The 11,797-nt window shown below is 60.0% G+C and carries 12 protein-coding genes; 4 read left to right on the top strand and 8 right to left on the bottom strand.

Translation table 11 applies throughout. The annotated features are described in order from the left end of the window. Window positions 1–50: 50 nt before the first annotated feature. Window positions 51–509 carry a hypothetical protein gene (locus V7Q10_RS14995; protein ID WP_333869945.1) on the bottom strand — a complete coding sequence of 153 codons (459 nt, stop codon included), beginning with the start codon at window positions 507–509 and terminating at the stop codon, window positions 51–53. A 232-nt stretch (window positions 510–741) separates the two neighbouring features. Between V7Q10_RS14995 and V7Q10_RS14990 the strand changes: the two genes are divergently transcribed. From V7Q10_RS14990 to V7Q10_RS14980, 3 genes are read left to right on the top strand one after another with little or no spacing between them, the layout of a single operon-like run. Further along, window positions 742–2,199: a 7TM-DISM domain-containing protein gene (locus V7Q10_RS14990; protein ID WP_333869944.1), complete on the top strand. Its 1,458-nt coding sequence runs from the start codon at window positions 742–744 to the stop codon at window positions 2,197–2,199. After that, a complete protein-coding gene (locus V7Q10_RS14985; RefSeq protein WP_333869943.1) occupies window positions 2,183–2,584 on the top strand; it encodes a sensor histidine kinase in 402 nt (133 codons plus the stop codon). Before V7Q10_RS14990 ends, V7Q10_RS14985 begins: the two co-directional genes overlap by 17 nt. Continuing rightward, a complete protein-coding gene (locus V7Q10_RS14980) occupies window positions 2,578–3,255 on the top strand; it encodes a response regulator transcription factor (RefSeq protein WP_333869942.1) in 678 nt (225 codons plus the stop codon). The genes V7Q10_RS14985 and V7Q10_RS14980 overlap by 7 nt, the downstream gene beginning before the upstream one ends. A 6-nt stretch (window positions 3,256–3,261) precedes the next feature. On the opposite strand, the gene V7Q10_RS14975 is transcribed toward V7Q10_RS14980, so the two are convergent. From V7Q10_RS14975 to doeA, 6 genes are read right to left on the bottom strand one after another with little or no spacing between them, the layout of a single operon-like run. Then, window positions 3,262–4,017 carry a maleate cis-trans isomerase family protein gene (locus V7Q10_RS14975; protein ID WP_333869941.1) on the bottom strand — a complete coding sequence of 252 codons (756 nt, stop codon included), beginning with the start codon at window positions 4,015–4,017 and terminating at the stop codon, window positions 3,262–3,264. Beyond that, window positions 4,014–5,180, bottom strand: coding sequence for a M24 family metallopeptidase (locus V7Q10_RS14970; RefSeq protein WP_333869940.1), 1,167 nt, complete (start codon window positions 5,178–5,180; stop codon window positions 4,014–4,016). Before V7Q10_RS14970 ends, V7Q10_RS14975 begins: the two co-directional genes overlap by 4 nt. Next, window positions 5,173–6,216, bottom strand: a complete 1,044-nt coding sequence (locus tag V7Q10_RS14965; protein ID WP_333869946.1) for a pyridoxal-phosphate dependent enzyme — start codon at window positions 6,214–6,216, stop codon at window positions 5,173–5,175. The genes V7Q10_RS14970 and V7Q10_RS14965 overlap by 8 nt, the downstream gene beginning before the upstream one ends. A gap of 43 nt (window positions 6,217–6,259) precedes the next feature. Further along, entirely contained in the window at window positions 6,260–7,633 is a 1,374-nt protein-coding gene (locus V7Q10_RS14960) for an aspartate aminotransferase family protein (protein WP_333869939.1), read from the bottom strand. Window positions 7,634–7,636: 3 nt separating this feature from the next. Beyond that, entirely contained in the window at window positions 7,637–8,653 is a 1,017-nt protein-coding gene (doeB, locus tag V7Q10_RS14955; RefSeq protein ID WP_333869938.1) for a N(2)-acetyl-L-2,4-diaminobutanoate deacetylase DoeB, read from the bottom strand. Window positions 8,654–8,656: 3 nt separating this feature from the next. Continuing rightward, on the bottom strand, window positions 8,657–9,832 hold the full coding sequence (gene doeA / locus V7Q10_RS14950) for an ectoine hydrolase DoeA (RefSeq protein ID WP_333869937.1): 1,176 nt from the start codon (window positions 9,830–9,832) through the stop codon (window positions 8,657–8,659). A 105-nt stretch (window positions 9,833–9,937) separates the two neighbouring features. Here doeA and V7Q10_RS14945 point away from each other — a divergent pair, with 105 nt between their 5' ends. Beyond that, window positions 9,938–10,408, top strand: coding sequence for an Lrp/AsnC family transcriptional regulator (locus tag V7Q10_RS14945; RefSeq protein ID WP_333869936.1), 471 nt, complete (start codon window positions 9,938–9,940; stop codon window positions 10,406–10,408). A 42-nt stretch (window positions 10,409–10,450) separates the two neighbouring features. Here V7Q10_RS14945 and V7Q10_RS14940 read toward each other — a convergent pair whose 3' ends face one another. Then, on the bottom strand, window positions 10,451–11,629 hold the full coding sequence (locus V7Q10_RS14940) for an ammonium transporter (RefSeq protein WP_333869935.1): 1,179 nt from the start codon (window positions 11,627–11,629) through the stop codon (window positions 10,451–10,453). Window positions 11,630–11,797 lie beyond the last annotated feature (168 nt).

Below are 11,797 nucleotides of genomic sequence, written 5' to 3'. Positions count from 1 at the left end.
CCTCGCAGCAACCGTCTTGTTCTGGCTTTGATGATCAATGAGTCTGGAACCTAAATCGCCTCGAATCCCTTTGGAATGCACCGACCTTGATCGGGCGGCAGGCCTGCGTCTTGCAGCAGATCGAGTGCCATCGCATCGGCGTTTTGCCCCGCCTGCGCCAAATGCTGCCAAATCTCTCGGACTGCGGGGATGATGCGTGGCTCGCCAAGCGCACGCGCGCTGTGCAGCCAGATCGCCAAGCCATCGCTGCTGTCATAGGCACGCGCTTTGCGCAACGCCGCGATCTTGGTCTGAGTCGAGCTGATGAACTTGCTGCGTGCCGCGGCGGGCCAATCGGCAAGCGTCATCAGATCTTGCCCCTGCGACAGCATGTGCCCCGCCCAAAACCGCGCCATTGCGGCGTGGCTTTCGACAAAATGCGGCTTCGCCTCGGCGAGCTTATCGCTGAGGTCTTGGGCAGCCGCGATCAGCGCTGCCGTGGCCTTTTCTTGCTTCCATGCGTTAAACATTGCGGCCTCCTGCCCTGCTTATGCCCTAAAGGCCGCGAAAGGAAAACAGCCGATCCCCGCAGTGGTGCAGACGGGCTCGGTATAGGGCGAAAAGCTTAAGGATAGCTTGGGCGCTGCGGCGGCGCATCTGGGGTCTGGCGGCTTGATCCGGCGGCGGCTTAAGGTTAACGCCCAAAGGGTTAGCGGGATACACCCAAAGGGCAATTCCAAGGTACGCCATAGAAAGTCATCCATGCAAGGCATTAACAAAGCCAGGCTCCGCGCGCGCTTTTACACGCTGCTGATTGCGCTTTTGCTTGCTCTGCCGCAGCTGGCACGGGCACAATCCGCCGAGCGAATTGTCAGCATCGCGATGATGCGTGACGATGGCGCGGCCCTTGGCATAAAGGACGCCGCGCAAGCGCTTTACACGCCCAGCGCGCAGACCCTCAAGCTTGGTTATTCTTCGGCCGCGCATTGGCTGCGGCTGCGGATCCTGCCCGACCCTGCGGGTGGCGAGATTGTGCTGCTGGTGCGCCCGACAATTTTGGATGATGTGCAGCTTTATGTGGCCGATGGCGCGGTTTTTGGCGCCGCCATCGCGCCGGTGCCGCGCTATCGTCTGCAAAGCGCCGATTGGCCTTCGTCGTTGCGCGGCTATCGCATCACGCCACCACAAGAGGGGGGCGATTATTTCCTGCGCATCGCCTCAACAGGTGCAATAGCGGCCAGTCTGACCGCTTTGCCAATCGCTGCGGCGCAAAAGCTAAGTTTGATAAACGAAATCATCTATATCTTCTACTTTACCTTTCTGCTGATGCTGTTTTTCTGGTCGCTGCGGCGGTTTTTGCGGGCGCGTGAAGCAATGTTTGGCTGGTTTTCGGCCATGCAAATCGCTTGGCTGTTTCACAATTTCTTTGCTTTTGGCTATTTCACCATCCTGATGCCAAGCGTTGATCGGCAAAGCGTGATCACGGTTTTTCGCTGTGCGATCATCGTCTCGGCGCTGTTGTCGATCAAATTCCATCGCAGCGTGCTGCAACGGTTTGCGCCTGCCCCTTGGGCGTTGCGACTTTTTGATCTCGAGCTTTTGCTGGTATGCAGCGCTTTGGCGATATTCTGGAGTGTGGATCACAACCTTGGGCTTCAGCTGAACGCTTGGTCGGTGGCTTGCGCACCGCTGGTGTTTTTGTTCTGCGGCATCACCGCAAAAACCGAAGCCTCGCCGGGATTGACGGCGATGCGCTGGATCTACGGGGTGTTTTCGGTGGTGCTTTTGTTGTGGGTCATCACCTTTTTTGGCTATGGCCGGATGACGGTCTTTGCGCTTTACGGCTTTATGATCCAGGGCTTGGCCTCGGGGATTTTGATGTTCACCATTCTCGAGCTGCATGACCGCAAAAGCATTACCGCAGCCAAAGCGGCCCGAAACAAGATCATTGCCATGGAAAATCAGCGGTTTGTCGAGCAGGCCAAGACCCAAACCATGGCGCAGTTCATTGACATGCTGGGGCATGAGGCGCGCAATGCGCTGGCGGTGATCAATATGTCGATCTCGGCGGGGACAATCAGCGCAGGGCAGCGCAATCGGGTCTCGGATGCCATCAGCGGGTTGAGTGATGTGATTGACCGCTGCTATATGGCGATCCGTCTTGACAGCCAAGGCCAGAGCGTCAGCCAATCGGGCTTTGATCTTGCGCAAGATCTGTGACAGCCATCTTGAGAATAAACGCATCCGGCTTAAGACGCCACAGCAAGCGTCGTTGCAAAGCGATCCGGTGCTGCTGGCGGTCATCTGCGGCAATCTTATCGACAATGCGCTGAAGTATTCGCCCCCCCAAAGCCTCGTGCATGTCGATCTTTCCGCGCAGGGACGAAGCGTGACACTTTTGGTAGAAAACTTGGCCGGAACGGCAGGCCTGCCAGACCCCGAGCAGGTGTTTCAGAAATACTACCGCAACCCCCGCGCCAAGGCTGCAATCGGCGCAGGGCTTGGGCTTTATATCGTGCGCGGGCTGGTGCATCTGCTTGCCGGCGGCATCACCTACAAACCGACCGAGGGTCGCGTCATATTTAAGGTCAGCTTTGCATGTTGAACATCACCATCGTCGAAGATCACAAAGCCCTACGCGAGTCGCTTGTCGATGTGTTGGCGCTTAAGGGCCATTGCATCACCGCCTATGAAGGCGTCGAGGCCATGCAAGCGGGCGGCAGTTTGGACAGCACCGCCATCATGGTGCTGGATTTGAACCTGCCAGGCGAGGATGGCATTTCGCTGGCAAAGCGGCTGCGCCTAAGCCATCCCGACCTTGGCATCGTGATGCTGACAGCGCGCGGCGAGGCCGAAGAACGGCAAATCGGCTATGACAGCGGCGCTGACATCTATCTAACAAAACCCAGCTCGGGGGCCGAGCTTACCGCCGCAATCAAAGCGTTTGCGCGGCGTCTGCCCCCCGCCGGCCCAGTCATCAAACCCGCTGTGCTAAACCCGATCGCAATGACGCTGGCGGGGGCCGTGACAGAGGTGGCGCTGTCTGCTGCCGAGGTGGCACTTTTAACGGCTTTCGCCCAAGCCCCCAACCACCGCCTGCACAGCAGTGCTATCGCCAAGATCGCCAGCAGCGAGGGCGATATCTCGAAGGCCACGATGGAGGTGCGGATTGTGCGGCTGCGCAAAAAGATGGTCACGGCAGGGGTGGCGGCCCAGCCGATCAAAGTTGTGCGCAACTTTGGCTATCAGATCTCGACGCCTCTCACGATTGTCTAGACCGGTTTAGCCCGCAAGGCTGGCGCTTTGAAACAGCCGCCCCGGCGCGTCTTTGCGCGGTGTGATCGCGGTGGTTTGCATCATGTGCCAAGCCAGAACCTGATTGCTGCTAAGAACGGGCAGACCCAGCTCTGCCTCTAGCGCCGTGATACAGCCCAGTGTGCGCAGATTGGTGCAGGACAAAAACACCGCCTCTGCGCCCAATGCAGCCGCACGCGCCGCCTCGATGATCGATTGCGGCGAGATGCGCGCAACCCGGGCCTCGACCTCTTCGCCAAAGCTTAGAGTTTGGCAGACGTCGATTCCGGCTGCGCCAAAGGCATCGCGCACGGGGCCTGCGATACTGTCGATATAGGGGGTGACAAGCCCAAGCCGGCGCGCGCCCAAAGCCCGCAAAGCCGCCAGCGCCGCTGTCAGCGGATCGGTGACCACAGGGGTGTCAACGCCTTGGCGCAGCATCTGCGCCACCGCCTCGGCCCCGATCAGCGTGGTGCCCGAGGTACAGCCATAGCCCACCGCATCAAAACGCGCAGCGCGCGGCAAAAGCTGGGCGCCGCGCGTCAGCTCTGCCTCCATCGCGGCAATGGTCTCAGCATTCAACGCATCGCCCGATGGAATGCGGCTGGTATAGATCGCAATATCGCGGTCTGGGAAAATCTGGCGAAAGTCTTGCTCAAGCGTCTCATCCGCTTGCAAGACCACCAGCCCCAGTGTCGCCGCACTGCCAATTGGGCCGGTCAATTCATAGCCGATCTGCTTCATGTCAGGATCTCGGGCATCTGCGCAGGCGCGCGGCGCGACAACAGCTCTGGCCCCGTGGCGCGCAGAACGATGTTCTCTTCATGCACCAAGATCCGCCCCGGCGCGATCTCGACCCCCGGTTCCAGTGTCAGCACCATGCCTTCGCGCAGCTCGCTGCGGTCAAGCGGGGTGAGCGAGGGCCATTCGGTCAGCGTCAGCCCCAAGCCATGCCCAAGCCGCCCACCGCCTGCAACCGCGCCCTGCCGCGTGATCGCCTCGGTCAGAATGCGGTGCAGATCGCAGGCGAGCATACCCGGACGCAGGGTTTCAAGCGCCACATCGGTCGCCAGATACAGCGCCTCTTGCGCGCGGCGCACAGGGTCAGAGGCACGGCCAATGGCAAAATTGCGGTCAAAATCGCAGAAATAGCCGTCGCGCACAGCGCCGGTATCCAGCATCAAGATATCGCCCCTCTGCAAAGGCCGCGCATCGGCCGGCGAGATCACATCGCCATAACCGCCCTGCCCCGCGCCGCCTGCGGTATAGCTGACCCAATCTGCGCCCTCTTGCAGCAAGGCGATCTGAAAGCTGCGAAACACCTCGGACAGCGGCACGCCTTGGCGGGCAAATTCGGGCACACGATCAAAGGCTGCATCGGCGACGGCACAGGTGGCGCGGATCTTGGCAATCTCGGCCTCGGATTTGATCTCACGCACGCGGTAAACTGCGCCCGTACCATCGACAATCTTGCGCGGCGCGATGCGGTCTTGCAGGCGCAAGAAATCGGCAATCGGCATCCGAAGATGGCTTTCCAGCCCCATCGGAATGCCAATCCGCCCCGAAGCCGCGACCAAGCCGCAAAGGCAATCGGCCAAAAGACTGACGCCATCATCCTGCGGATCAGGCGCGTTCCAAGTGCGGATGTCGCTGATCCAGCAGCGCCGCATCAGATCGGCGCCGATGCTTGGAATAACCGTCACCGGATCGCCCGTCGCAGGCACCACCACAAACCAAGGCCGCGCCGGGCTTTCCCAGAACCGCGTCAGAAATCCGGTGGTGTAAAACACATCCGCAGGCGTGGTCAAAAGCAGCGCATCCAGCCCCGCCACGCCCATTTCAACCTGTAAATCCTTGATACGGCGTTGATATTCCGCCGCAGGAAAGATCATCGAGGTGTCAGACATCCTCTGGCCCCTCGCTTAGAATGCACAGCACATGCGCGCGCGGACCAATCCCGTCTTGACCTGCCAGTAAGGCCGCAACCCCTGCCCCCCCCGAGGGCGTGGTGGCCAGACCAGCGGCTGCAAGTGCTGCGACGCCTGCGGCCGCCTGCGCTTCGGTCAGTGTGACAAAGCGGTCAGCGTCGCGCGCAAGATCGGCCAGCGCCAGCATCGACGGCGTCTTACAATCCAGCCGTCCCATCGCCGAGACAGGGCCGGTTGTGACCACCACGCGGCCTGCGCGAATGCTCTCAATCAGTGCGGGGGCGGCGTCGGGTTCGACCACGATCATCTGCGGGGTATCCCCCCAAGCCAGACGCAACTCTGCCGCCAAAGCGGCGGCAAGCCCGCCCACACCTGCCTGCAACAGCACAAAATCAGGCATCGCAGCGCATTGCGCCACGATCTCGGTGGCAATCTGGCGATAGCCTTCCATCACCCGAAACGGCAGATCAACATAGCCCGGCCAAGAGCCATCAGACAGCAGCGTCCAGCCTTCGGCCTTGGCCGCAGCAGAAGCCGCCTGCATGCTGGCCTCGTAATCTGCCCCTGCCCGCACCACCTGCGCGCCCATGGCTTGCAGCCGTTTGGCAAAGCCTTCGGGCACAGTTTGCGCCAAATACACCACCGCCTGCGCGCCAAAGACCCGCGCGCCCGCGGCCACCGACAGCCCGTGATTGCCGGCACTTGCGGTGACATAGCAGCGCCCCGCCAGCGCCACAGACAAATCGCCACCAACTGCCGCAGCCTCGCGCGCAATCGCATAGGCCGCGCCAAGCGCCTTAAAGCTGCCCAGCCCCATGCGGCCGCGTTCATCCTTGATCGTCAGCCGCGCCACCCCTGCGGCTGCGGCAAGGTCGGGGCAGTCCAACAAAGGCGTTGGCTGATGCGCAGGGCACAGCGCCAGCAAAGCCGCCACCGCCTGTGCATCGGCCCCCGATTTAGGAGAAAGGTCTGGCAAGCCCTTGCCACGAAAAGGATTTATTAATGAGCCCACCAGCCCCTCCTCTATGCTTTGCCGCAGGATAGCGCGATTGACCGCATTAGCCCAGTACCGCCTTAACCGCAGCTTGGGTCACACCAACCACGGTATCGACCTCGGCCTTGGTCAGGCAAAACGGCGGCGCAAAGCCAAGGATATCGCCCTGCGGCATCGCGCGGGCAATCACGCCGCGTTCAAGCATCGCCGCTGCAATCGCTGGCCCAATCTTGCGGCTTGGGTCATAAAATGCGGTATTGGCCTTATCCTCGACCAATTCCACCGCGCAAAGCAGCCCCTCGCCGCGCACCTCGCCGACATGGGCGTGATCGCCAAGCGCTTGTTTCATCGAGGCATTCAGATAGGCCCCCACGGTTTTCGCGTTCTCGATCAGGTTCAGATCCTCGATCAGCTTTAGGTTCGCCACCCCTGCCGCCGCACAGATCGGATGCGCCGAATAGGTCCAGCCATGGCCGATCGGGCCGTTTTCATCCGTGCCCCGCGCCAGCACTTGCCAGACCCGATCCGAGATGATCGACCCCGACAGCGGCGCATAGGCCGAGGTCAGCCCCTTGGCGATGGTCATGAAATCGGGCTTCATATCGTAGTGATCGGCGCCAAACATCGACCCCAAGCGGCCAAAGCCTGTCACCACCTCATCGGCCACCAGCAAGATATCATGGCGCTGCAACACCTCTTGGATCGCGGCCCAATAGCCCTGTGGTGGTGGCACAATGCCGCCCGTGCCCAAGACAGGCTCGCCGATAAAGGCCGCGATGGTGTCAGCGCCTTCGGCCAGGATCAGCGCCTCGAGGCGCGCCGCGCATTGGGCTGAAAATTCAAGCTCGGTCTGATCGCGGTTTTCACGGCGAAAGTAATAGGGCGCGTCGGTGTGAAGGATATTGTTCAGCGGCAGATCGAATTTGTTGTGAAACACCGACAGCCCGGTCATCGACCCTGTCATCACCCCCGAGCCATGATAGCCGCGCCAGCGCGAGATGATCTTTTTCTTTTGCGGACGGCCAAGGATGTTGTTGTAATACCAGATCAATTTGATGTTGGTCTCATTGGCATCCGACCCTGACAGGCCGAAATAGACCTTGGACATATGTGCAGGCGCGCGGTCCATGATCATCTTGGCAAGCGTCACCGAGGCCTCGGTGCCATGGCCGACGTAGGAATGGTAATAGGCCAGCTTATGCGCCTGATCGGCAATCGCATCAGCGATTTCTGTGCGACCATAGCCTGCGTTCACACAGTAAAGCCCGGCAAAAGCGTCCAGAAATTTGGCACCGTCGCGGTCTTCGATATGCACGCCAGAAGCGGTTGCGATGATCCGCGTTGGCGTCTCGCCACGGGCGTGTTGGCCAAGGTGGGTGGAGGGGTGAAAGAAATTGTCCCGATCCCATTGGGCAAGCTGGTCATCATTGCGAAGCATATATCAGGCTTTCTGTTCAGAAGGTTGGGCGGTGATCTCGGTAGCAAGAACCGCAAGGCAATCGCCTGCTTGCACCAGACCGGGGTGATGACGGGCGGTGACGATACCGTCCATCAAGGCGTAGAAATTGCGCGGGGCGATGCCGGTATGGCCGGTGTCCCAAATCCGCGCGATCAGATCGCCTTTGGCGACGCTTTGGCCGAGGCTGACGGCAAAATCGACAAGGCCGTTGTGATTGGTGAAATGAAAACAGCCGTCATCGTCTTGCGACAACAGCCGCGAGGGCGCGCGGATCAGATCGCCTTGTAAGATGCCTGCGTGGATCAGCAGATTGCGCAGGCCCTTGCGGGCAATTTCGGTTGTATAGGGCGTTGCGGTGCCGCCGCCGCCCAGTTCGGTGGTCACAAAGGTTTTGCCCAGCCGTTCGACCGCGTCGTCATACATGCCCAAGGCGTCAATCTCGCGCATCTCGATGCTGAAGGGCGCGTTAAAGGCATCGCGCGCGGCACGGCAGCGCACTTGCTGCTCGGCGTCCTCAAGCGCATGGCTGGCGGCAAAGGGGATGAAATCCAGCGTCTTGCCGCCCGAGTGAAAATCCAGCACCAGATCGGCCATTGGCAGCAAGGTGCGCTGAAAATAATCGGCGATCTTTTCTGTGGGCGAGCCGTCGGGCTTGCCCGGAAACACCCGGTTCATGTTCAGATCATCCAAAGGCGAGACCCGCGTGCCCGCCAAAAACGCCGGATAATTCATAAACGGCAGGATGATCACCGTGCCGCTGACGGCCTCGGCGCGCAGGGTTGCGGCAAGCTCTATCAGCGCCAGCGGGCCCTCGTATTCATCGCCATGGTTCGCCCCCGTCAGCAGCGCACAGGGGCCGCTGCCGTTTTTCACTTGGGTGATCGGGATCTGGATCGACCCCCAAGCGCTGTCGTTGCGGCTATAGGGCAGGCGCAAATAGCCGTGCTGCACGCCGCTGGCGGCAAAGTCGATGGTGGCCGATATTGGATTGTTCCGCATCGCCTAGTCCTTGACCACAAGCGCGCGCGGCGTGCGGCACAGGCATTCGGCCCCGGTCTCGGTGATCACAATCGGCTCGGTGATCTCAAGCCCGCCATCATCAAGCCAAAGGGCTGGCATAAAGTGAAAGGTCATGCCGACCTCAAGCACGGTCTTATCGCCGCTGCGGAAAGACATCGTGCGCTCGCCCCAATCGGGCGGATACGACAGGCCAATCGCATAACCGCAGCGGCTGTCTTTTTGAAAGCCGTGCTGGTTGAGGGTGTGGTTAAACGCATTGGCAATATCTTCGCACAGCTGCCCCGGCTTTGCCTGCGCCAGCCCCGCCTCGACCGCCTCAAGCACCGCTTGTTCGGCATCCAAATATTTCTGCGGCGGCTTGCCCAAAAACAGCGTGCGCGATTGCGGGCATTGATAGCGCCGGTAGGCACCTGCAATCTCGAAAAACGTGCTTTCGCCTGCGCGCAGCGGCGCGTCATCCCAAGTTAGATGCGGCGCTGTCGCATCCATCCCCGAAGGCGCCATCGGCACAATCGCCGGATAATCGCCCCAATGGCCCTCTGCGCCAAAAACCGAAGCGTGATAGATATCTGCGATCAGCTCGTTCTTGGGCATGCCGACCTCGGCCTTGTCGCGGATCACCGCGTGCATCCGCTCGACGATCCGGGCGGCGCGGCGCATATACTCGATCTCGGTCGCGGATTTCACCGCGCGCTGCCAGTTCACCAAGCCAGTGGCATCGAAAAGCTGCGCCGATGCCAGCCCCTGTTGCAGCGCCAGAAAGGCCGAGGCGGTAAAGTAGTAATTGTCCATCTCAAAGCCGATGCGCCCAGTCGCCAGCCCGCGCGCGGTGATCAGCTTGGCAAGCTCTGACATCGGATGTTTGGCGGGGTTTTGCACAAAGCTGTCGTCATAGCCCAAGATATTGTCATGGCTTAGATAAGTGGTGCGCTGCGCCCCCACCGCATCCATCGCGCGCCCCCACCAGACTGGCTCGCCCTCAAGGCCCAGCAAAACCCCCTGATGCACATAAAAAGACCAACCGTCATAGCCGGTCAGCCACGCCATATTCGACGGGTCGGTAACAAAAATCGCGTCCAAGCCCCGCGCGGCCATGGCCAGACGGGTTTTGCTCAGTCGGGCGGCATATTCGGCGGCGGTAAAAGGAAGCTCTGGCATGCTGTGCGATCCTGCAAAAGGGTTGCGCAATCTTAGCTTTTCGCCTGTCGGAATTTATGCAATTATCTCGACATCTTGCATATTTTCAGCGATTTACAGACAAAAGTGGGAAAATTCAGCGTGATCGACGATTTCGACAGAAAAATACTGCGCCATGTGCAGCGCAACAACCTGCTGACCAGCGCGCAGCTTTCTGATTTGGTCGGCCTCTCGCCCAGCTCGGTGCAGCGGCGCCTCAACAAGCTGCGCGCCGATCGGGTGATCGAGGCCGATATCGCCGTGATCTCGCCCACAGCGCTAGAGCGGCCACTGACCATGCTGGTGGCCGTGGAGCTGGCGCGCGAACGCTCTGATATCATTGACCGCTTCAAGCGCGCGGTGCGCGAGCGCGCCGAGGTGATGAGCGCCTATTACGTCACCGGCGAGACCGATTTCATGTTGATCGTCAGCGCCAAAGACATGTCAGATTACGAAGCTTTTACCCGTGATTTCTTTTACAACAATGCCGATATCAAAGGCTTTAAAACTACCGTGGTGATGGACAGGATCAAGGCGTCTTTCTCGCTGCCAATCTAGGCCACAAGCAAGACGCCTCGACACAGTTTGCCGCTCTGGGCGTTACGAGTTCAGCTCATAGGCCCGCTCGCCATGCACCGAGATATCCAGACCATTGGTCTCGGTCTCGCGGTCAACCCGCAGCGGCGTCATCCAGGCCACAACCCGCACCAGCGCATAGGTGACCACAACCGTGTAAAGCCCCACAATCACCAATGCTCCGATTTGGGGGGCCCAAGCCGCATAGCCAAAGGCCGCAATCATCAACGTGCCGAAAATCCCGCCAAGGCCATGCACGGCAAAAACATCCAACGCATCGTCAATCTGGGTGTGGTTTTTCATGAACAGCACCGCCTCTTGGCACAAGACCCCCGCGACCGATCCGATCACCAGCGCCCCCATCGGCCCAACTTCGCCCGCCGCCGGCGTGATCGAGGCCAGACCGGCGATGCTGCCGGTGACAAGGCTAACCAGCGAGGTGCGGCCAAACTTGATCCGCTCGCGCAGCGCCCAACTAAGTGAGGCCGCCGCCGCCGAGATATGGGTGACCAAAATCGCCATCGCAGCCGAGCCATCAGCCGCCAGCGCCGAGCCGCCGTTAAAGCCAAACCAGCCGACCCACAACATCCCTGCCCCAATCGCGACATAGCCCGGATTGTGCGGCGGCGTGTGGCGGTTCAACCGCCGCCCCAGCACCACCGACAGCACGATCGCTGCAAGCCCTGCGGTTTCATGCACCACGATGCCGCCGGCAAAATCCTTGACGCCAGTGGCGCCAAAAATCCCGCCATCGGCCAAAAACCCGCCACCCCAGATCCAATGTGTCACCGGCGCATAGACAAGCAGCATCCACAGCGCCGAAAAAAGCAGCACAAACCCAAAGCCCACCCGCTCGACATAGGCCCCCACGATCAAAGCGGGAGTGATGATGGCAAAGGTCATCTGAAAGGTGAAAAATGCAATCTCGGGGATCGACCCGAAAAGTGTGGTCTCGTCCACGCCAAGCAACATCGCTCGCCCCAATCCGCCCCAAAGCGGGTTGGCGGTGCCAAAAGCGATGGAATAGCCCAAGACCAACCACAGCACGCTCATCAAAGCCGCAATCGCGAAGCAATGCATGAACACACTCAGCACATTGCGCGCGCGCACCAAACCGCCATAAAATAAGGCAAGTCCGGGCAGGGTCATGAAAAGCACCAAGGCTGTCGCCACCATCACCCAAGCCGTATCGGCACCATTCATCGCATTCTCCCCTGCTTTAAACTGCTTTGGCAGGTCAAAATCAGAATTTTCCGCCAATAATAGTGGCAAGCCGCAAATCAATCGCCCTAAATTTAAACATTTCGCTAATTGATTAAAAAGCACCCAACTTTCGCAAGTATCGCCCCAAAAATAGGCAAAATGTGAAGC

This window comes from Cypionkella sp. (genome assembly GCF_036782355.1).
Lineage (GTDB): Bacteria > Pseudomonadota > Alphaproteobacteria > Rhodobacterales > Rhodobacteraceae > Cypionkella.
The sequence above is the reverse complement of the archived record's forward strand: the minus strand, read 5'-3'. Positions and strand labels throughout refer to the sequence as shown.

Excerpts from the sequence above, each read along its gene's own strand:
- V7Q10_RS14995 (WP_333869945.1), bottom strand. The coding sequence starts at position 509 with ATGTTTAACGCATGGAAGCAAGAAAAGGCCACGGCAGCGCTGATCGCG.
- V7Q10_RS14990 (WP_333869944.1), top strand. The coding sequence starts at position 742 with ATGCAAGGCATTAACAAAGCCAGGCTCCGCGCGCGCTTTTACACGCTG.
- V7Q10_RS14980 (WP_333869942.1), top strand. The coding sequence starts at position 2,578 with ATGTTGAACATCACCATCGTCGAAGATCACAAAGCCCTACGCGAGTCG.
- V7Q10_RS14975 (WP_333869941.1), bottom strand. The coding sequence starts at position 4,017 with ATGAAGCAGATCGGCTATGAATTGACCGGCCCAATTGGCAGTGCGGCG.
- V7Q10_RS14970 (WP_333869940.1), bottom strand. The coding sequence starts at position 5,180 with ATGTCTGACACCTCGATGATCTTTCCTGCGGCGGAATATCAACGCCGT.
- V7Q10_RS14960 (WP_333869939.1), bottom strand. The coding sequence starts at position 7,633 with ATGCTTCGCAATGATGACCAGCTTGCCCAATGGGATCGGGACAATTTC.
- doeB (WP_333869938.1), bottom strand. The coding sequence starts at position 8,653 with ATGCGGAACAATCCAATATCGGCCACCATCGACTTTGCCGCCAGCGGC.
- doeA (WP_333869937.1), bottom strand. The coding sequence starts at position 9,832 with ATGCCAGAGCTTCCTTTTACCGCCGCCGAATATGCCGCCCGACTGAGC.
- V7Q10_RS14940 (WP_333869935.1), bottom strand. The coding sequence starts at position 11,629 with ATGAATGGTGCCGATACGGCTTGGGTGATGGTGGCGACAGCCTTGGTG.